The organism is Lysobacter sp. CCNWLW3 (assembly GCF_036697405.1).
In the GTDB taxonomy this organism is placed as follows: Bacteria; Pseudomonadota; Gammaproteobacteria; order Xanthomonadales; family Xanthomonadaceae; genus Lysobacter.
Window position 1 is genome coordinate 364,931 of sequence record NZ_JBAHWA010000001.1, and the last position, 21,906, is coordinate 386,836.

A 21,906-nucleotide genomic window follows, 5' to 3' on the forward strand; every position below is an offset into this window, starting at 1 on the left:
GGAGTTTAAGAAGGATTAATAAGTCCCCACCGCGCGGCGCGGTCGGCGGCGGTATGTGGCGCAGGGCGACGGGATCGATCGGGGGGCAGGGCGGGCATCGCATTTGCCGACGGATCGCAGCTGGCGCGCAGGGCGAGGCCCGACACCCGAACGGCCCTGCTTGGCCGAAAGGCGAGGCGGCTCGAACTCCGTGCGTTCATCGGCGGGCATGCGTTCCGAATGACCGCAGCAAAACAACCTCGCTCGACCAATCGCTCGATTTAAACTGATTCTTATTCTCATTTATGCTAACACGCAAGCGCTCCGGGTCAAGCCGGCCAAGCCGCTGCCCGACGTCCGGCCGTTGCCGGAATGGCGGACGATACCGATCGGTAGCAACGGTCACGGCCCGCACCTGGAAGCCCGCAGAACGCTTGCGGCGCATAGACAGACCTCTCTCACGTTCGCCGACCGCAGGATCGCAGCACTGGCATCGCGTCGTCCGCCCTAAACGGTTTCAGGGCAAAATGGCCGGCTTGCGTTCGACGAATCAGATGTGCATGCGGATCGGAATCGACTTTGGCACCAGCTACTCGGCCGCGGGCGCGGTGGTGGACGGACAGTTGCAGCTGATCCGCTTCGGCGCCGACCATCAGTTCCGCACGACGGTGTTCTTCCCGCTGCGAATGCCCGACGTCGCCCAGTTCGAACTGACCGAGCAGTTGGACGAGCAGGTGAGGGCCTTGGTCGCCGGCGCCAAGCGCGACCAGACCCAGGAACTGGCGCGCGTGCAGCGCCTGCACGAAGAAGCCATGAGGCGGCCGGCGCACGCACGCGCCGAAGCCCTGGCACTGGTGCCGACGGTACGCAAGCGATCGGACTACGAAATACAGCGCGCAGCCGTCGTCGCGGTGCGCCGGCAGTGGGCCGCCGACCAGGTCCGCAAGGCCATGGAGGCTGGCGCGGACGTGGAGAACGCGCTGTACGGCGACGAGGCGGTCGAGGCCTATATGGCCAGCGGCAGCGGCCACCTGGTGGTCTCGCCCAAGTCCATGCTGGGCTACAAGCTCGAAGGCGGTGCGCGCGAGACGCTGCTGCGGATCGCCACGCAGCTGCTGAGCCACATCCGCACGAAGGCGTCCGCGCAGCTGGGCACCGAGGTGCGGGCGGCGGTGATGGGGCGGCCGGTGCGCTTCCGCAGCAGCATGAAGGAAGCCGGTAGCGCGCAGGCCCTGGAGATCCTCACCGATGCCGCCTACGCCGCCGGGTTCGACGCCATCGATTTCCTGGAAGAGCCCGCAGCCGCCGCCTACGGATATCACCGCGAACTGACCGCTCCGAGTCGGACGCTGATCCTGGACATCGGCGGCGGCACCACGGACATCGCCTTGGCCGATGTCGGCGGGCCGAGCGCGACGCCCGTCATTCACGGGTCCTGGGGCGATCCTGTCGGCGGCACCGACGTCGATATCGAGCTCAGCATGCGCGGGATCATGGCCTTGTTCGGCAAGGGCATCACGCCCACGGCGGTGCATCGCTACTACGAGGCATCGACGGTGCACGATCTGGAGCGACAGAACAACTTTCGCCAGGCCTCGTTCAAGAACGTGGACGCACCCTATGGCCCGCGTCTGGAGCGACTGAAACTCCCGGGGCATACCGTGCGCCTGAATCGCGCCGTCGAACGCGCCAAGATCGGCCTGAGCGGGCAAGAGCAGGTCGGCGTCGAGCTGGACTACATCGAGGACGGGCTGCGCGCGCAACTGGACAAAGAGCGGCTGCAGGATGCGGCCAGCCCGTTCCTGCGCCATCTGGGCGAACTCATGCGGCGGGCCAGGGCGGATCTGCCCGACGAGCCCGAGAGTATCTATCTCACCGGCGGCATGTCGCGTTCGCCTTACGTGCCGGCCGCTGCCAGGGAAATATTCCCGCAAGCGAAGATCGTCGCCGGCGATGCCTCGTTGGGCGTGGTGACGGGACTGGCGCACGCGGCTGGAGGATAGGCCGTGGATAGCCGCCGGCGGTCGACGGGCCCGGGCATGGCCCATTCCAGGTCGGAGAGAGAGCAGGGCGCGGCAAACGCCAGACCCCGCGAAACTCAACCGTTCAGGACGCGATTCAGGATGTCTTCGAGCCGGTCTGCGTTGAAGTCGGCCGGCAATAGAGCCGGGGTTTCATGCATGAGTCGCCGGCGATAGTCATCGAGCTGACGCTCCGTGACGAAGACTTCGCCCTCGCCAAGCGCTTCGTCCCGCCCTTCCTTGTCGACCAATAGCGGCAGGATCGCCAACAAGTGCTTCGCCAGCCGCGCTCGATCGCCTTGCCCGGCCTCCCGCAGGAATTCGCCGACCGAGTCCACTCCGACATACTTATAGAGCAGCTTCACGTCATCGAATTTTCCGGTATCGAAAACCTCGGAGGGGCGGTAGGTTCTGTCGAAGCCGCTCGACATGACCTCGCGCCAGTCTTTCCAGGTGCATGCGATCCACAGCTCCGGCGCGTTCAGAAAAAGATGCGTATTGAACCGCGTGCTCATGTTTTCGAAGAGGATCGGCCAAAGCTCGCATGGCGGGTAGGCAAGAAGCCCCGGGATGTCGCGTTCGAGGCGCGCGCGGTTGTGGACCGCATCCTCCGCATCCATACGATTGAGCATAGGCAACAGCTCGGCGAGGGTGTTCTCGTTCATAGCCGGCATGTCTTGGCCACCTTCATGCTGGTCACGTTCCCGTCGTCGTCGAGGGTAAATGAGTATATGTTCAGCACAGTACCATCGACATTCAAGCCGACGCCCCTCAACAGGTCGCCGAACCTCGCCGCCTCCTCCACGCTCGGGCGATAGTGGCCGGAGAGATTGTCGACAGCGGCCACACGCCCCTTTCCGTTCAATTTCATCTGACCCGCCGCAAGCACATCGGACCGGTCGCCGAGCAGGTGATGCTTGTCGCCCAGGACCAGTCGATTGTCCGCCGTGATCACGAAATCGAAATTCTTGCGTCCGTCCTTTCGCTGGATATAGCCATCCTCTCCGATCGAATGGGGCACGATCTTGCCGTTGGAAGGCAGTTCTTCATCGGGAAACTTGTTCGTGATCAGTTCCGACAACCCGCATGGATCGGTCCATCGGAGCGTGTTGGGCGCAAAATTGTAGGGATTGGAGCCGCCCACCAAGCCGATGGGGTCCTGACTTACGAAGGCGCCGATCGTCGAGTCGAAGTATCGATGCCGGTTGTAGCTGAGATCGGTTTCCGGGTCGAAGTACTGGCCTTGCAAGCGCAGGGGATTCTCAATCGAGTTCACATGCAGTTGCCTGACCGCTCCCCATGCCGCGAAGCTTGCCGACCAGACGACCTTCCCATCCATGCCGGTCAGCCTGACCGGACAGCCGTTCGGGTCGACGTGATAGTGGTATGTAACGCTCTTCGCAACGTGGGAACCACGATCGGCGGGAGAAGTCGACGCCAGCGCTTCGCGTTCCGAGCGTGACCCGACCGGTGGCTGCAACGCGGCCCGCTTGTCGATCAACGCCAGCGGAATGAAGGATCTGGGGTAATAGACATACTCGCGTACGTTTGGATGCAGCCCTTTGAAGACGCGCTTGCGGCGGCGCGTTTCAAACAAGTCGACCACGACACCGTCGCCGGGGGAGGGTAGAACTTCGGCCTGATCGTTCTCATGAGTGACCTCGCCCAGCAATGCATCGCCATCCCAATAGAACCAGGTAGTGCGCTTGGCGTTGCGCTTGAACACGCGTCGCCCCAGCGGGTCATAGCCGTAGCGCGTGATCTGGCCATCTCTGGCGCTTTCGATGAGGCGCTGGCCTGCATCCCAACGCAAGTGCAAGGCGCGCGTTTCATCGCCTGCGCTGCCACGCCGCGTCAGATTGCCGGCACGATCGAAGACATAACTCGATCCAGCGTAATCACCTTCGCGCACCCATTCGTCTGGCTGCGGTTCGCCGCCGACTGCCAGCTTTCGCTGTTTGGCATGCACGCGGGTGCGCAAGCGATCCCCGGCAGGGTCGTTGAGGAAAGTCGCCAATATCCCGCCTGGATCCGTGTGCGCCAGGATTCGACCCATCGGATCATAGGTGTAAGCATCCACTCCTTGCTGGCTGTCCTGGCGCCGGATGAGATTTCCCGATTTGTCGTAGGCATAGGTCGTCTCGAATAGCGGCGCTTCATCCTTCAGCACCGCCTGGGCGGTAAGCAGGCCGCGTGCGTCGTAGCGCAGCTGGCGCTGCATCTGCGGACTCAGATGCTCGGTCATGGCACGGCCCAACGCGTCGCGCTCGATGATTATCGGCGCCTCGTCATTTATGGCGATGCTGTGCAATTGACCGCGCAGGTCGAAGGTACTGACGACGCGATTGTCCGCGCTAGTGGTGCGGACGGTGCGATGACCGATCGCATCATAGGTGCTGGCGATGACGAAGCCATCTTGATCTTCCTCGATCAAACGCCGCTGCGGATCGAAACGGCGCTTGATCTGGCGATGGGCGTTGCGCAGCTCGATCAGCTGACCACACGCGTCGTAGCGGAAGATTTCCTTGGTTTGCACACCGGGACTATCCGCTTCGTGCAAGGTCTTGGTGGTGATGCGTCCCAGCGGATCGGTGGCATAAGCGATCCTATGACCAAGCGGATCGATCGCGCCCCTCAGGTGGCCGACGGCGTTGTACCGGTATTGACGGCTCTGTCCCCAGTAGTCGATCTCTTCGACGATGCGGCCCAGCGCATCGTGTTTGAGTACGTAGCGTTCGCCCCGTTGGTTGATCACAGCCGTCAGCTGCTCTTCGCTGTCGTATTCGTACTGGACCAACTGGCCGTCGGGCTGCAGGCGGCGGGCGATCCGACCGATGCCGACATAGGCCATCTGGGTCACCGCGCCGGCCTCGTCGGTGTAACGGATCAGCTGGTCCTCGGCATCGTAGACCGCACGCACGCGGCTGCCGTCGGGCTGCACCACGCTCAGCAAACGCCCCTTGGCGTCGTAGTCGTGACACGTGCGCTGCTCGGCGGCGTCGGTCTGCTCCAGCAGGCGACCCAGCGCATCGTGTCGGAATGCGCTGCGCGCTCCGAGCGGATCGACCAGCGCCTGCAACTGGCCGTGGCGGTCGTAGTGCAGAGCGGTGATCGCGCCCAGGGCATTGGTGCAGGCCGTGAGCTGGCCATGCGCGTCGTAGGCATAGGCCGACGTCGCGCCCAGCGGGCTGGTTTGCTCGACCAGCAAACCGCGCTCGTCCCAGCGCTGCCGCCACGTCGCCTGCAACGGATCGATCACGGCGATCGGCCGGTCGTCCTCGTCGTACTGGGTCTGCAGCGTGCTGCCGTCGGGGCGGGTCAGCTGCAGCAGGTTGCCGCGCTCGTCGTAAGCGAACTCGGTGCGCAGGCCCTCCGGGTCGACCACCGCGGTGGTGCGGCCGACCTCGTCGTACTCGAACACCGTGACCCCGCCCAGCGGGTCGATCTCGCACAAGGGCAGGCGGTATTCGTCGAACTTCACCAGCGTGGTGTGGCCCAACGAGTCGGTGACCTCCACATCGCCCAGCAGGTCGTCGTAGGCGAAGCGGTAATCGTACAGACCGCCGTCGCCCCAGCTGTGGACCACGCGCCACTGCTCGTCGTAGGCGTAGTGGAAGGACAGGCCGAGCCGGTCGGTGTGGCGCAGCATCCGGTGCTGGCAGTAGTCGAAGCTGCGCGGCGCGTCCAGCGGGTCGAAGGCCGCGACCAGGTCGCCGGCTTCGCTGTACTCGTAGCGCACCAGCGGGTGGTTGCGGCCGCTGGCGGGGTCGTGCAGCTCCAGCGCCTCGATCCGGCCCTGGCGCGAAGTCGCCTGCAGGAAGCGGCCCTGCAGCGGCTGGCCGCTGTCGGGGTCGAACGTGCCGCTTTCCACGATCCGCACCAGGTCCCCGCCACAGCGCTCGAAGCGCCAGGCGTTGCCGCAGGCATCCTCGATGCGCTGGATCGGTAGTGATTGCGCCGTCAACACGCTGAGGTTGGCGGCCGGACGCGCGAACGCGTAACGCAGGCCGTCCTTGGTGCGGACTAGCCACTCCTCGCCCTGCGCGTACAGACGCGCCCCGTCGACGAACTCGCGTAACGCGTGCTCCAGCCCTGGCGCGTTGGGGGCCTGCGGGAACACCGCCACGCCTTCGCCGCCGTGGAACAGCACGCTGCCGTCGGCGTCGAGCTCCAGCCGGATATCGGCCGGGGTCTCCCAGCCGTGGCCGCAGGCGCCGGCATGGTCGTTGTTGGAGCCGTACTCGCGCGTCCACGCCAAGGGCAAGCGGCCGGGAACGACGAAGTCCTCGTGCGTCACCGAGACGCTGCCGCTGCGGATGTCGACCGGCTCGGCACGCAGCACCTTGCACTTGAGGAAGCCCGGCTTCATGTTGCCGAACACCTTCTGCCGCAGCTTCTTGAACGCCAGGCCGCCGCGCTTGAACACCGGCCCCAGCAGCTTGAACAGGCCCTTCATCGCCATCGCCATCAGCGAAATCGTCGGCGGACCGCCGACATTGACGTTGGTGGGAATGGCCAGGTTCACCGCGGTGGGCAGGGTCAGCGCCATCTTCGGTTTCTTGGGCTTGCGGATCCGGAACGGCGGCACCATGCCGACCACGTTGCAATCCAGCACCGGCATGGCCAGCTTGGAGAAAGGGTCGCCGTCGGCCGACACGGTCATGCTGCCCATGAACAGCTCGTCGTCGGTCTGCGGACCGGTCGGCAGCTTGGGCAGGAAGGCCGGGTGGTAGGCGCCCATCGGGATGTGCAGGTTCAGCCCGCCGGTGCCGGCGGTGGCGCGCTTGATGCCGTTGACGTGCACGGTGCCGCCCAGGAAGGGCAGGTAGTCGAACGGGTCCAGCACGATGCCGATATGCGGCGTCGGCAAAGGCACCGGCAACGGCACCGGCGGGAACACGTACATGTGGATATCGATCCCGAGCTGCGGGTCGAAGTGCTTCGCGGCGATGCTCATGGTGCTGTCGACATCCTTATCTCGACTCTCAATGAACCTGGCCGGAGCCAAGTAGCGACGCTATGCCGACCGAGACGGGCACACGTCGCGAAAAATTGCCAAACAGGTAAATCCATGCCCGACTGAAGGAGGCGCCCGAACCGAACCGAGGAAGACCGCCAATTCTCGGCTCATTGACGCTCGATTTCTAAACCGCCATGCCGAAACCGAGACGCCAAGCAGTCGACCTCAAAACCAATCGAGCGGAGCGCCTCGAGGAGACGGGCACCTCGGCCAGGTCCTGGACGCCAAGCGGGCGGCTGCCGCAATGACCTCGTTCGGCGACTAGCCAAGGCCCGCGCGTGCTCAATGCGGCAGGTCGACCACCGTTCTTCCGTCGCTCTGGCAGGCTATCAGTACTTCGTAGGCGTCCTTCTCGCTCAGTTGCGCCTTGGCGGCTTCTTCTTCGCTGATCTCGGCTTCCTGATATCGGATGTTCATCTCGCCGGCGTCGTACTGGATATAAAGCTTGCCTGAGCGCCGGATAATGATTACGCCAAAGCCATTGAAGACATCTTCGCTCATGGTTTCGTCCCGATTGGAGTTGTAGTGAAGCCCCCGAGGGGGACCTGATCGATGGTGGCCTCGGGTATTCCTCCGCCGGTATACCCACCGGGTTTCCATAGCCCGTCCCATGCGCCGATTTCATTGCCGCTCGGCATGCGCAGCCCGGTTGGCGAGGGTATGTCGATACGTACCGGCGTCTTGCCCAAATCACCAGGGTTGAGTTTCAGCAAACGCTCCAGCTCATCGACATCGCCGTTGGCCTTCGCGATGAGATCGTCGGCCACCGACTTGGGCATGACGAACTGACCGCCCGGAGGACCCAGTTCAAGACGCTTTGGATCCACGCCCCATGCGATCTTCGATACGGGACCCGCGAACATGGCCAGGTGCGAATCAATGTAGTCCTTCGGAAGGTATTGCTCCGGCTTGAGTCGATTGGGCTTGGGAACCCCAACGATCGACGCGTCGGTGTGCCCTGCAAGATATGGCGCTCGCGCGAACCTGCCTCTTGCGTCTATCCATTGTCCTCGACTGTTTCTCCGGACAGCGGGCCCGCAAGCCAGGCCCAGCGGATCGGCCCAGGCGATGGCGTTTCTTGCGTATTCATAGACGCCGAGACCTCCCGCCAGCTTGATCGGGTCCTGGCTTACGAAGCTGCCGGTAGCCGGATCGAAGTACCTGTAGCGATTGTAGTGGAGGCCTGTTTCAGCATCCAGGTACTGCCCCTGGAATCGGATCGGTTGGTCGATCCGCGAAACGTGATGCGTCTCGACGGCACCCCAAGCGCTGTAGCTCGCGCCCCACAAGACATCGCCATCACCGTCCGTGACCCTGGTGGGACAGCCATTGACGTCGTTGTGGAAGTAGGCGACGGAACGCGGCCTCATCGCGGATGCCGCGCCGGGAGGCCCGTTGTTTCGGCCGCCCTCGATCAATACCAGCGGATCGAACGTCCCAGGCCGGTAAACGTACTCACGTGCCATTGGATGCAGGGCCTTGAGCGCCTGCAGCCGTTTGCGCGCCGCGAAGAAATCGACGACGTTGCCATCGACGGTCGGTTCGCGCGTGCAGTCGCTCGTGTCGGCATTGCTTTGCGTGACTTCGGAAAGCAACGCATCGCCATCCCAGAAAAACCAGATCGTTTCGGCAGGGTTGCGCTTGAATACACGCCGACCGATCGGATCGTAGCCGTATGTGGTGTTCCGGTCTTCGCGCCCATCGCTTTGCCAACAGCTTTCGACCAGGCGTTGGCTCGCGTCCCATACAAGTTTCAGCGCCGGGCACCCGGCCTCGCTTGAATGCTCGCGCCTGACCAGGTTTCCGGCGCGGTCGAATACATAGTGCAACCCCTCGAAGTCACCTTCGCGAGCCCAGGAATCCGGGGCGGGATCGCCGCCAACGACTTGCTTCATTTGCACTTCGCTGATGCGAGTTCGCAGGCGGTCGCCAGCGGGATCGTTTAGCCAGCGAGTCAGCTTTCCGAGCGGATTCGTGTGCTCGAGCACGTGCCCCATCGGGTCGTAGGTATAGCGGTCGATGCCGTACTGGCTGTCGGTACGACTGGTGAGATTTCCGGCACGGTCGTAGTCATACCTGCTGTCGAACAGCGGCGCATGGCCCTTCGTTACCGCCTGCGAGCTGAGCAAGCCGTCGGCGTTGTAGCTAAGCGTCCGCGTCAGCATCGGACTGAGCCGTTCTATTACCGCCTGGCCGAGCGCATCGCGCGTGACGGTGATCGGTGGCGCGTCGTTGATCGCGATGCTGCTTGGCTGGTTGATCGAGTCGTACTGGACCACCACCGTGTTGCCGGCGGCGGTACGTCTCTCGATACGGTTTCCGACCGCATCGTAGACATGGTCGATCGCGAAGCCGTTCTGAACCTCCTGCAGCAAGCGGCCTTCGATATCGAAGCGACGCTGCACATGACTTGTCGCGTTGCGGAGCTCGACCAGTCGTCCTGCCTTGTCGTACTTGAATGTCTCGCGCGTTCTCTTCGACGAGTCGCCGACATCCGCCCAGGTCTTCTGGGTGATGCGCCCGAGCGCATCGGTTTCGAACGCGATGACCCGGCCCAGCGGATCGATGCTACGGCGAAGACGATCGGAGGCGTCATGTTCGTAGCGGCGCGACTGCCCCCAATAGTCGATCTCCTCGATGATGCGGCCCAGCGGATCTCGTACGAGCCGGTAGGTTTCGCCGCGCTGATTCACTACGCTGGCGATCTGCTCCTCGGTGTCGTAGGTAAAGGCGACGCTGTTGCCGTCGGGCTGGACGCGTCTGGAGACCCGGCCGATGCCGCAATACTCGATCCTGGTTCTGCCGCCGCTCTCATCGACATAAGCGGTGAGTTGGTCCTCGGCATCGTACTCGCAGCTGATGCTGCCGCCGCCCGGTGTGGCGACGGTGAGCAGCCGCCCTTTCCGATCGTAGCCGTATGCGGTGCGGCGACCGGCCGCATCCGTGAGTCCCTGCAGACGCCCTAGGGCGTCATGCTCGAACCGGCTGACCTGGCCGAGCGCATCGGTGATGCGCCGCAGTTGGCCGTGGCGATCGAAGGCGAGCCGGGTGATCGCGCCGATCGGATTGACGTGCGCGACCAGTTGGCCGGCCGCGTCATAGTCGTAACGCGAGGTTGCGCCCAGCGGCGTGGTTTGTTGCAGCAGCAAGCCCTGTGCGTCCCAGGCATGCGACCACGCCGCCCCACCTGGATCGGTCACGACCAAGGGGCGATCGTCTTCATCGTACTCGGTCTGCAGCGTGCTGCCGTCAGGTCGTGTCAGCTTGAGCAGATTGCCGTGCGCGTCATAAGCGAACTCGGTGCGCAGCCCCATCGGATCGACCACCGCGGTGGTGCGGCCGACTTCGTCGTACTCGAACACGGTGACGCCGTCGAGCGGATCGATCTCGCATAGCGGCAAATTGTTCTCGTCGAACTTGACGACGGTGACGTGGCCGAGCGAATCGGTGATCTGGGTCTCGTTGAGCAGGGCATCGTAGCGGAACCTGTAGTCGTACAGGCCGCCATCTCCCCAGGCGTGCAGAACACGCCATTGATCGTCGTAGGCATAGTGGAACGACAGGCCGACGCGGTCGGTGTGGCGCAGCATCCGGTGGTGGGCGTACTCGAAGGTAAGCGCGGCGCCCAGCGCGTCGATGGCGGCGGCCAAGTCGTCATCGCCGCTATAGTCATAGCGGACCAGGGCATGGTTAAGGCCGGTGACGGGGTCATGCAACTGCAGCGACCGGATCAGCCCCCCACGCGCTTGCACGTCGATATAGCGGCCTTGCAGTACCTGCCCGGAATCGGGATCCACGCTGCCGTTTTCGACGATGCGGACGAGTTCTCCATCCTGACGCTCGAATCGCCAGTAGTTGCCGCACAGATCTTCGATGCGCTGGATCGGCAGTGATTGCGCCGTCAACACGCTGAGGTTGGCGGCCGGACGCGCGAACGCGTAACGCAGGCCGTCCTTGGTGCGGACCAACCACTCCTCGCCCTGCGCATACAGACGCGCCCCGTCGACGAACTCGCGTACCGCGTGCTCCAGCCCTGGCGCGTTGGGGGCCTGCGGGAACACCGCCACGCCTTCGCCGCCGTGGAACAGCACGCTGCCGTCGGCGTCCAGCTCCAACCGGATATCGGCCGGGGTCTCCCAGCCGTGGCCGCAGGCGCCGGCATGGTCGTTGTTGGAGCCGTACTCGCGCGTCCACGCCAAGGGCAGGCGGCCGGGAACGACGAAGTCCTCGTGCGTCACCGAGACGCTGCCGCTGCGGATGTCGACCGGCTCGGCACGCAGCACCTTGCACTTGAGGAAGCCCGGCTTCATGTTGCCGAACACCTTCTGCCGCAGCTTCTTGAACGCCAGGCCGCCGCGCTTGAACACCGGCCCCAGCAGCTTGAACAGGCCCTTCATCGCCATCGCCATCAGCGAAATCGTCGGCGGACCGCCGACATTGACGTTGGTGGGAATGGCCAGGTTCACCGCGGTGGGCAGGGTCAGCGCCATCTTCGGTTTCTTGGGCTTGCGGATCCGGAACGGCGGCACCATGCCGACCACGTTGCAATCCAGCACCGGCATGGCCAGCTTGGAGAAAGGGTCGCCGTCGGCCGACACGGTCATGCTGCCCATGAACAGCTCGTCGTCGGTCTGCGGACCGGTCGGCAGCTTGGGCAGGAAGGCCGGGTGGTAGGCGCCCATCGGGATGTGCAGGTTCAGCCCGCCGGTGCCGGCGGTGGCGCGCTTGATGCCGTTGACGTGCACGGTGCCGCCCAGGAAGGGCAGGTAGTCGAACGGGTCCAGCACGATGCCGATATGCGGCGTCGGCAAAGGCACCGGCAACGGCACCGGCGGGAACACGTACATGTGGATATCGATCCCGAGCTGCGGGTCGAAGTGCTTCGCGGCGATGGTCATGCGGGTCGCTCCTTCAACCTCTGCGGCGGGCCTACAGCGCGCTTTTCAATGCGCGAAGAAACGCACGCGCCTCATTGCTGCTGTCGTGACCAAGCCAGTACACCAAGGCCATGGCCACCAGGGTCGCGATCACCAGGATCGCGATATTGCGTCGACTCATGCTGCGCTCTCCGCTGGCGCCGGCAGCGGAGCGGAACGAGCAGGCGCGGAGGGATCGGTGAGCTCGCTCGCATCAGGCAGCACTCCGAACGGGGGCGGCGAACTCCACTCGGCCATATCCTTGTCGAGCGGATGCTTCACATCCGGCAAGCCGTTCCAGCCCGGATGAAGGAAATCGCGGCCCACCGCCACCAGCTTGCGGAAGAAAACGTCCCCGCGAGCGATCAACGCCTCCCGTTCCTCGCATAGCTTGGCAAAGACCGCTTCGAGCTTGGCTTCGAGCAGGAGATCGAGCTTCGTCAATTCCTGTGGCGAGGGGTTGGGACCCAGCTGCGAGGCTTTCGCCTCCATGTCCTTGTGCGTGACGGCGACGGAGTCCTGGTAGCGGGTGGCCGCGCGCTCGATCTTTTCCGTGCGCGAGGCGTCCTGCAGGCGCAGCAGGTCCTGCAACAGCAGCGGAAACGTCGTGGCCGCACGGTCTTCGGCCGACAACGGCTTGGCTTCGCCGATCGCTTGCAAACCGTGGTCGAGCGCGGCCTGGCGCTGCCCGTCCTTGGCGTAGCAATACGCCGCCATGCGCAAGCCCTCCATCACGAACAATACGTTGGGGATGCGCCTGGCGGCCTCCACCGCCTGCTTGTACGCCTGGGCGGCCTGCGCGTACTGACCGGCCGAAAGCCAGGCGCCGGCCTCGCCGAACCATGTCTGCAGCACCAGCGTGCCGCCGGCGGGATGTTGCGCCGCCTCCGCGCGCGTGGCGCATTCGCGCGCGAGACGATAGCGCTTGATCGCATCGCCCTGCTGCTTTTCCTTGAGGTGGGCGCCGGCGACGGCCATGTGCAGGACTACCTGCTGGTCGTGCCATCGCTCGGCTTCGCACACCTTCATCGCCTTGTCGGCGCGCAGCGAGGTTTGCGCGGCACTGCCTTTTTCCAGCGAGGTCATGACATCGGTCAGCGCCAGGCGATGCGCGACCTGCGGGCCGCTGCCGCCCGACTGCGCGGCCGTCGCCCGGGCGATGTCGAACATGTCGACCGGGGCGTCGATCACCCGCGCCGCGTTCATGTGCCGACCCGCCAGGGCTTGCCAGGCGGGATGCTCGTTCGTGTCGACGAGCGCGATACGGACGCGCGCCTGCGGCTCCCGCATTGCGGGAGCACCCAACGCCGCGCCCAGCCAAGCCTCGAACGCCTCCGCCGAAGTGACGCGTTCGGGCTCCAGTACCACGACGACGTGGCGCCAATGATCGCGGTAGTGCTCGGCGAAGGAGTTCAGCAGCGCCATGAAGCCGGCGGCGGTGTCCGCTTGTTGCTGCGAAGCCGCAGGCCAGTCCGGCTCGATGCCCTGGTCCTTCAGTGTCTGGCGGTTCTCCTCGAATCCGGTCACCAGGGTGCGCTTCAGTGCACGGCTGTAGTCCCAACTGGTTTCGAAGGGGACGTCCAGGCGCAGAAACGCATCCGGCGTGTTCCATTCGCCCGGATGCTGCTGGGCTTCGAAAAACGCGGACAGCATGCGGCGGGCATTGTCGGGCGCGCGCCATATCGCCAGGCGCAACGAGGCGTTCTCACTGGCTTCCAGCCACAGGTCACGCAGCTGTTCGAGCCGTTTTTCAACCGGACTTTTGCTCATCGGGTGCTACTCGCGCTCAGTTCAAGTCGATCTTGGCGCCGTTCACCGTCACGCCGCCGGCATTGATCTTCACCGTCGAGCCGTTGCTGGTGATGGTGATCTCGCCGTTGTTGATCTCGATGCCCGAACCGCCCACGCCCAACTTCAGCACGGCCCCGGAGCCCAGGCTCATTTCGCCGGTCGAGAACGCGGCATGGGTGCCGGTGACGCCGTGCTCGAGATTGCCGTCCACCGTCACCGAGCGGGCCCCCTTGTTGAAGTCGTCGACGGCGCCATCGACCGAACGGGCATAAGCACCGGTGACGTTGATGTTGCGGCCGCCCTGGATATTCTCGGTATGGCCCGCGGTGACGCTGCGGACGGAAGCACCGGTCACGGTCTCGCTCCAGGCGCCGGTGCGGTTGCTGGTATAGGCGCCGGTCAACGTGGTGACCAAGGGGCCGGTGATCGTTTCCGTGTAGCCCACCGCCGGGATGGTCAGGGTCTGGCCGTTCTCGAAGGTTTCGGTCACCGCGCCGGTGACCGTCGCCGTCTGAGTCCCTTTGACGGTATTGGTGCGATTGCCGGTGACGGCGTTGGTTTCGTTGCCCTTGACGGTCTTGCTGCGATCGGCTCCGATGGTGACCGTCTGGTTGTTGGCGACATCGGTGGTCTGGTCGTTCTTGATGGTGTTGGCCTGATCGTTCAAGACCATGGTGCTCATGTTCTTCTGAGCATGCAGGTCCATGCTCTGCGAGCCGGCCGTATCGGTCATGGTGAGCGCGTTGTAGCCTTCGCCCTTGACCGTCTTGGACTTGATGCCGCTGACCTCGCCGCCGTGCGGGCGCGGGTTGTCCTCGTTGTAGACCCGCCCGACGATCAGCGGACGGTCGGGATCGCCGTCCAGGAAATCCACCACGACCTCCTGACCGATGCGCGGGGCCGATACGCCGCCCATGCCTTCGCCGGCCCAGGGGTTGGAGACGCGCACCCAGCACGAGCTCTTGTCGTTGAATTCGCCCTGGCGGTCCCAGTGGAACTGCACCTTCACGCGGCCGTACTTGTCCTCGTAGATCTCCTCGCCCGGGGGGCCGACCACGGTCGCGGTCTGCGGGCCGGGCATCGGCTTCTGCTGGGTGACGCGCTGCGGGCGGAACGGGATCTTGCGTCGCAGGCTGATCACGCGGCTGCGATAGTTCAGCCCTTCGGCGCGACCGAGGTCGTCGGAGAAATTATTCTCGGCCTCGTGGTTCACGCCGACGACGAAGAAGCTGCGTTCGCCCGCATCGGCTTCCGCATGCTCGAAGTGCCCATCCAGCACGAAGTAGCGGCCCGCGGCCAGGTTGCGATGATCGCCTGCGCCCTGGAACACCTTGGTCGGCCAGGCCAGTTCCTGCGCGCGGATTTCCGCCAGATCGTCGCCCGCCGTGGTCGAGTCGAAGCGCGCCGAACCGCTGTAGGTGTAGCGCTCGAAGGTGGGAAGAAGACCGCGCGGCACCTCCAGCGGACGTTGCCCGGAAAGCGCCTTGCTGCCGGCCTTGGGATTGCTCTTGAAGTCGAAGGTCTTGTTCGATTCCACCGTGGCGGTGACGGTCCTGCGCGCCTCCCACAGGTCCAGGCAGCGTTCGTTGAGCAGGCCCTCGTCGCCATGGAAGCGCACGGGCGCGCGGCATTCGATCTGTTCGCATCGCGTGGAATCGTCCAGCAGCATCATGCGATGCCCATCGTCGGCGTCGTGCGTGAAGTAGTACCAGATGCCGGCGTCCTCCAGCAGCCGCGACACGAAGGCGAAATCCGACTCGTTGTACTGGACGCAGTAGGGCAGCTTGCGGTACTTGCCTTCTTCCACCACGAACTTGTACGCGGCGAAGTCCGAGTAGCCGCCGAAGACCTCTTCGACGATTTCCACCACCGTCTTGTCCTGGAAGATGCGGCAATTGCTGGTGTAGTCGAGGAAGGAGAACCAAGGGGAGACCGTGGCGGAGTAGTTGGTGAGCCCGTCGTCGGTGCCAAGGCGCGCGAACTCCTTCACGTAGCCGTGGAAATGGCGATCGCCGAAATCGGTCCGCAGGCTCAACAGCAGCGGGTGGCCCACCACCTCCTTCAGCTCGATGCGGGCATCGGTGGAGATCAGTTCCACCTGGAACTCGAAGGGGTTGGATACGGTCTCCGTTCCCTTCAGCTTTCGCACAGCGAAGGGTTCCGGCTCTATCGCGCTCTTGACCCGCAGCAGACGCGCGTCCTGATTGAGTTCGACCACCTTGCCAAACATTTCACTGTATCCGTACACAGGTTCGTCCTCGTGGCTCTGGCGACCCGATCCAGGCCGCCGTGTTTTACCGCATTGAATTCAAGTTGGAGTACTTAAGTCATCGTGAAGCGGTTGAAGCTGTGGGTCCGGTGCTGCACGACCATCCTTGTGGAGCGGTATCCAATAGCGATCTGTTCATGTTGCCCATGCACTTCACAGCACACGGAATTCGATCCGCCGGTTGCGCGCGCGGCCTTCGGGGGTGGCATTGTCGGCGACAGGTTGATCCGGACCGGCGCCCTGGGCGGTGATCGTGGTGGCATTGATGCCGCGCGAGACCAGATAGGACTTGACCGCGCTGGCACGGGCGTAGCTCAGGGCCACATTTTTTTCATGAGGGCCCGCGCTGTCGGTATGCCCGATCACCTGCACGGGGCGGCTGCCCACTTGGGCCCAAGCGGCGACGATCTCGTCGAGTATCGTGGCGCCGGCGGAGGTCAGCGTCGCGCTGCCGCTCTCGAATTCGATGATGCGGTTGGCCAAGGTGGCCTGAAGCACGTTGACCTTGGCCGCGCGCAGTCGGTTGGTCACCGCGTAGGTCGAGTTGAGCGAGGTCGAAAGCTCGCTGGCGACCTGCTGCCGAGCGGCCTCGTTGCCGACCTGGCCGCTGATGGTGACGGCGTTGCCGGCGATGCTCAGTTCCCCCTGCGATACCTGCTGCAGGCTCGGGCTGAGCAGGTTGCCGACATGCTCGCGCCAGTTGGGCGGGGCGATCAGCGAACCGTCGACTTCGATGCGATCGACCACGGCTGCGGCCCCGTACAGGGCGCGCAGCTTGCCCAGCACCACCTGCTTGGTGGCTTCGTCGGGTACCGCGCCGCTGGCGATGACGGGCTTGCCGGCCGGGGCGGTCGCGGGGGCGCTGACGGCGGTGGGCGCCTGCGCGAACGCACAGGCGCAGGCGAGCGTCAGGCTGGCGAACAGTCCGGGCATGGCGCGCGACCAGCGGCGGCGTTCGCCGACACCGGAGTGCCGGGCGCGATCCAGCGCGTGGCCGCTGGAAACGCGGGGCAGGGCAGGCGCACGGGGCGATTGGACTGGCATGCACATATCATTTTCCCAGAAAGGTTTCGCCGAAGCTTGTGCGCGCCGTGCGCATCGACAGTTCATCGCGCTCCAGATAGCTGACCAATCTGCTGAGCGCGGCGTCCTCGGCCAGATAGCCCTCGATCCATTCGGCATCGTCCACCCGGATAATGCGGTCGGCGGCGATCTGCGGATCGAGCGCAGCCTGCAGGGTGCGGCTGTCCGCGCCGTGGAAGCCGATGAAAAGCCGCGGGCCTTCCGGTACCCGGGCGCCGTTTCTGGTCGCCTCCTTGATCAGGATGGCCAGTTCGACATCGGCGTCTACCAGGAAGCTGGCGACCAGGTCCAGCCAGAACGCCGCCACCAGCGGCCGGTACAGGGCGTCGCGCGGCAGCGGCAGCGACAGCCCCTTGTCCACCTGCGCCAGACCGCCGGCGAGCACCGGCTGCAACAGCACGCCCAACGCAGGCAGCGTCCACTTCAGCAGCAACTGCGGATGCCCGGACTCGCGCAGCAGGGCTTGCAAGGAGCCCACGTCCTGCAGATCGAGGAAATCGTGGAACGGAGCATCGTAGACGGCGTGGTCGGCGACCATGCCCACGCGGCTTTCCGCGAGCTCGCGCAACGGCTCGCCGGCATCCGCCGCGGCCAGCGCCTGCCGGCTGAGGCGGGCCAGGGTGGACCACAGCCGCGACAAGGCCAGCGGGCTGCGGCCGATGAAACCCAGCGGCTGGTTCAGCTCCAGCCGGGTGGCGGTGAGGAAGGGGAAGCGGCGATCGGTCGCATCGCGGCTGGGCAGGAAGTGCCCGCCGATCCCGAGCCGGCTGCGCGAGCCGATGAAGGCGAAGTGCATGGGCTGCGCTTCGTCATAGAGCTGCTTCCAGCCGGGATCCTGCGTCAACAATTCCACGCCCTGGCCGGCCCAACGGTCCAGCAGCCCCATCAAGGGATGGCTTTCGGACGTGCGCACGAAGTCGCCGCGGGTGGGCAGCTTGCCGAAATAGCTCACCGACAGCGCGGTTTCAGCGGCCGCCACCATGTCAGCGGGCCTCCGTGGCGGCGGGAGCCGCGTTGACGGCGGGGGCCGCACCGGCCGCTATCGTGCCGGCCGGCGCCGTCAAGGGCGCGCCGGGGGTGACGGCGGCGCCGGCACCGGCCACCGTGGGCGGCAATTGCAGGCCTTTGAATCCCACCGTCGTCGGCGCGGCCGCACGCGTGGTGCTGATGACGCGCAATTCGAAGGCGACGCTGGCCTCGCTATTGCCCAGGGTCAGCCGGTAGTGATCCTTGCCCAGCGACACCGGCTGGGCCGCGTCGAACAGGCGCTTCATGCCGTTCTGACCGGGCGAGTTGAAGACCTCGACGGTGCGGCCGTCCATGGTGACCGCGCTGACCGAAACCCCGGGCGCACCGGGACCCGGGGTCTGGAAGGTCTTCCAGGCCGGTGGCGTGTTGCGATAGCGCAGGGTGTCGCCGTCGACGACGACCGTGTACTCGCGGCCGCTGGCGGGCAGCGGCATCACCTCGAAGATGGCCGTCGGGCCGGCGGCGGCGGCGCCATTGCCTTCACCGGCGACCCAGATGGCGAGGTTAGTGGTGAATTCCGGCCGCAAGGCGATGCCCATCTGCGCCCACTGCCTCGGCGAGATCGCATTGCCTCGCCGGATGACCAGCGGCCCCAAGGCGTCCTTGCTGAAGTTGGCGATCGCCCCGCTGGCGCCGAACACCGTATTGATGTCGGCCTGCGCGGCTTCCACCGACGCTCCGGTATTGAACGGGTACTTGCCGGCGAGGGTGGACTGGAACGGCGTGTAGACCTGTTCGGTCCAGGCGCGGTTGATCTCGCCTTCGGCCGGGCGCACCAGGGCGGCGAAAGCCGAGATCAGCGGCCGCATCAGCAAGGGGCGCAGCGCCTCGCGCTGGGTCTCGTTGAGACCGGACACGATCTGCTCGTCCACCAGCGAGGCGATTTCAGCCAGCTCGGAGTTCTGATTCTCGAGCGTGTCCTGCATCAGCTTGCGCGCGCCCGGTCCCGGGTCGCCTTCGGTCTTGATGGCGTTCAGACGCGTATGCAGCTTGCCCAGTGCCGCGAAGTAGTCGTCGATCAGCGGCGGGTTGCTGTCGCGCGGCGCCATCAGGCGGGCCAGCCCGCGGAACTCGGTGCCGATCGGTCCCGTGGGCACCGGCTCCTGCTTGCCGGTGGCCGGGTTGATCCGCATCGGAATGCCGGTGGTGTTGCGGCGCATGACCACGCGGTTGAACCACTCGATCAGGCCCTTCTTCGCCAGCCCCTTGGCCGCGACCTCGGCGCCGGGGTTGTCCCAGATGGTCTCGCGGTTCACCGCTTCCAGCAGCTTGCGCAAGGGCGAGTGCGCGGGATCGGCCAAGGAGCCCATGCGCGTCGCCGCCTGTTCGAAGGTTCCGAACTCGGGAACGCTCACGCCGCGCATGAACTTTCGCCACTCCAGCGCGTACTGCGCCTTGTACATCGTCGCCAGTTCCTTGGCGATGTGCTCCGGGCTCCCCGCCAGGCTCAGGTCGCTGGTCACCGTCTGCTCCAGCACCCAATCGGTGCTGGACAGTTGCGAGCGCGACGCTTCCTCGATGGCGTCCTCCACGTATTGTTCCCACGCGGTGCGAGAGAACGCGCCTGGAATGGCGTAGCTGCCCGCCATGCCGCTCTTTCTCGCATCCTCGCCGAGCAGGCTGTCGACCGTGATCGGCGGGAACCGCACCTGCGCGCGTTGCTTGATCTGCGCGAACACCCGCTCCACCGCGGGCGCGCCCTTCATCACCGGGCCCAGGGCGGCGCGAGCCTGTTCGACCAGATTGAACTTGGATTCCACCAGGGGCCAGTTCGGCTCGGCGCTTTCGGCGACATAGAACGACATCAGCTTCGAGGCGACCTGGCTCATGCTTTCGCGCGGCACGGTGCCGCGATTGGCTTCCAGCCAGCTGCGCCAGTAGCGCGTCAGCTGATCGTTGAGATGCGCCGCCTCGATGTGGCTGCGGCTGCTGTCGCTGATCATCAGGTAGGTCTTGAGCGCGTTGTAGGCGTCGTCGAGATTGGCCGCCGCCGGCTCCTGGTAGAGGCTGTCGCTGCTGACGGCGGCGACGGACTTGTCCTCGCCGGCAGCGCCGACCGGGATCGGCTTGAGATCGCCGCGGTGCGCATGCACCTGGGCGAGGAAGCCCTCCAGCTTCGCCGCCACCGGCTGCAGCATGAGCTGGCGCATGCCGTTGAAGTACTCTTCGCGCAGCTTGGCTTCGATCCGCTCGCCCTGGTACAGGCCGAGCCCCAGTTGCAGCGGATGGTCGTCGCGATAGGCCTTGAGCTGGGTCAGCCGGTCCTGCAGCACCAGCAACGCGTCGATGCGCGACTTCAGGTCGGACTTGCCCTGCTGCAAGGCGACCGCCTTGTCGAGGTCGGCCGTGACATTGCTGACCAGTTGTTTGTTGGCGGTGTACGACACCGTCCATCCGGTCAATGCGACCGCCAGCAGCGCCACGGAGGCGAAGAACGCCACATAGCGCAGCTTGATGGAGTTCGGGCTGGCGTAGCGCCGCACCAGTTGGCGATCGGCGAAGATCACCTTGCGGAACAGGCCGAGGACGAAATGGCCCTTGTCGCTATGCGGATTGGTCTCGCCGGCGCCGACGCGCGGAGTCAAGGAGAACTGCTGCGCGATCCGCTCGGAGGTGGGCTGCACCGCAACGCCGTCCTGGAGCGCGCTGGTGAAGTAGAAGCCGCGGAACACCGGCTTGAACTGATACGGATTCTCTTCGAACAGCGTGGCGATGAAAGTGCGCAGGGCCGGCTTGATTCCGGAGAACTCCAGCGGCATCGTCAGCAGGCCGGGCGGCATTTCGCGGCCGCGCCGCAGGCCCATCTGGGTGACGCTCATTTCCTTCAAACCTTCGCTGAGCTCGTCGAAATGCTTGTCGAAAGCGGACAGCGCCTCGGCCTCGCCCTTCGGGTCGTAGGGCAGGGTCGCGCCCCAAACGCCTTCGCGTTCGCTCGGGTCTAGGCCGTGAAAGAAATCCGCGAAGCCGGAGATCAGATCCGCCTTGGTGAATACCACGTACACCGGCGCGAACACTTCCAGGCGCTCGGTAAGCTCCTGCACGCGCTGGCGCAGGTTCTTGGCCAGCTCGATGGCGAACTCCGGCTTGCTGGCGGACAGCTCAGCGATCGAGGCGGCGATGATGATGCCGTTGATCGGCGCGCGCGGGCGGTTCTTCTTCAGCAGGCCGAGAAAGGAGAACCACTCCTGGCGATCCTCGGCATTGACGGTGTAGCGACCGGCCGTATCCAGGACGATGCCTTCGGTCGTGAAGTACCAATCGCAGTTGCGCGTGCCGCCGATGCCGTGGATGACGTTGCTGCGGTTGTCTTCGAACGGAAACCGCAAGCCGGAGTTGAGGATGGCGGTGCTCTTGCCGGCGGCGGGGTTGCCGATGATCACGTACCACGGCAGTTCGTAGAGCGCCGCTTCGCCCTTCATCACGCCGAGCTTGGAAGACTTGATGGCCTTGATGGCTTCGCTCATGCGCTCGCGCAGCACTTCGGTCTCGGCGCGGGCGGCGGGCTTGGCCGTGGCCACTGCCTGGTCCGCCTGCGTCGCGACGATCCGCTCCAGCCTGCGTTCGGCGCGATGGGCGCGGAAGCTCTTGACCGTCCACCACAACAGCCACAGGAACAACACGGCGATCGCGGCGATCGCAAGCCAGCCGCCCCAGGACGTGAGCCGTTCGAACCCGAAAGCGGCAACCGCCACGCCCAGTACGGCGACCAGGGCGATACGGATGCGGTAGTCCATCAACCAATAGCGAAGCTTGCTCATCATCGGGTTCGTCGTACTTCCGGCTCGGGCTGGATCGGGT

At 65.1% G+C, this 21,906-nt stretch carries 11 protein-coding genes; 1 reads left to right on the plus strand and 10 read right to left on the minus strand.

From position 1 onward, the window contains the following. The first annotated feature begins 539 nt into the window (after positions 1-539). Positions 540-1,982, plus strand: a complete 1,443-nt coding sequence (locus V1318_RS01685) for an Hsp70 family protein (RefSeq protein ID WP_332937173.1) — start codon at positions 540-542, stop codon at positions 1,980-1,982. A gap of 95 nt (positions 1,983-2,077) precedes the next feature. On the opposite strand, the gene V1318_RS01690 is transcribed toward V1318_RS01685, so the two are convergent. The 10 genes from V1318_RS01690 to tssM all read right to left on the minus strand — a co-directional run bounded on the left by V1318_RS01690 (position 2,078) and on the right by tssM (position 21,866). Next, positions 2,078-2,665: a hypothetical protein gene (locus tag V1318_RS01690; RefSeq protein ID WP_332937174.1), complete on the minus strand. Its 588-nt coding sequence runs from the start codon at positions 2,663-2,665 to the stop codon at positions 2,078-2,080. Continuing rightward, positions 2,662-6,957, minus strand: coding sequence for an RHS repeat-associated core domain-containing protein (locus V1318_RS01695; protein WP_332937175.1), 4,296 nt, complete (start codon positions 6,955-6,957; stop codon positions 2,662-2,664). The genes V1318_RS01690 and V1318_RS01695 overlap by 4 nt, the downstream gene beginning before the upstream one ends. A gap of 345 nt (positions 6,958-7,302) precedes the next feature. Next, the gene (locus V1318_RS01700; protein ID WP_332937177.1) at positions 7,303-7,521 is read right to left on the minus strand and encodes a hypothetical protein; all 219 of its coding nucleotides are present in this window, start codon (positions 7,519-7,521) and stop codon (positions 7,303-7,305) included. Next, the gene (locus V1318_RS01705) at positions 7,518-11,918 is read right to left on the minus strand and encodes an RHS repeat-associated core domain-containing protein (protein ID WP_332937180.1); all 4,401 of its coding nucleotides are present in this window, start codon (positions 11,916-11,918) and stop codon (positions 7,518-7,520) included. Before V1318_RS01705 ends, V1318_RS01700 begins: the two co-directional genes overlap by 4 nt. A gap of 31 nt (positions 11,919-11,949) precedes the next feature. Continuing rightward, positions 11,950-12,078, minus strand: a complete 129-nt coding sequence (locus V1318_RS01710) for a hypothetical protein (RefSeq protein WP_332937183.1) — start codon at positions 12,076-12,078, stop codon at positions 11,950-11,952. Next, entirely contained in the window at positions 12,075-13,706 is a 1,632-nt protein-coding gene (locus tag V1318_RS01715) for a hypothetical protein (RefSeq protein ID WP_332937184.1), read from the minus strand. Before V1318_RS01715 ends, V1318_RS01710 begins: the two co-directional genes overlap by 4 nt. A 16-nt stretch (positions 13,707-13,722) precedes the next feature. Beyond that, on the minus strand, positions 13,723-15,957 hold the full coding sequence (tssI, locus tag V1318_RS01720) for a type VI secretion system tip protein TssI/VgrG (RefSeq protein WP_332937186.1): 2,235 nt from the start codon (positions 15,955-15,957) through the stop codon (positions 13,723-13,725). Positions 15,958-16,149: 192 nt separating this feature from the next. Continuing rightward, positions 16,150-16,929 (minus strand): OmpA family protein, encoded by a 780-nt coding sequence (locus tag V1318_RS01725; RefSeq protein WP_332937189.1) that lies wholly within the window; start codon positions 16,927-16,929, stop codon positions 16,150-16,152. Between the two features lie 118 nt (positions 16,930-17,047). After that, positions 17,048-18,112, minus strand: coding sequence for a type VI secretion system-associated protein TagF (tagF, locus tag V1318_RS01730; protein ID WP_332937191.1), 1,065 nt, complete (start codon positions 18,110-18,112; stop codon positions 17,048-17,050). Further along, positions 18,063-21,866, minus strand: coding sequence for a type VI secretion system membrane subunit TssM (gene tssM, locus V1318_RS01735; RefSeq protein ID WP_332937192.1), 3,804 nt, complete (start codon positions 21,864-21,866; stop codon positions 18,063-18,065). The genes tagF and tssM overlap by 50 nt, the downstream gene beginning before the upstream one ends. Positions 21,867-21,906 lie beyond the last annotated feature (40 nt).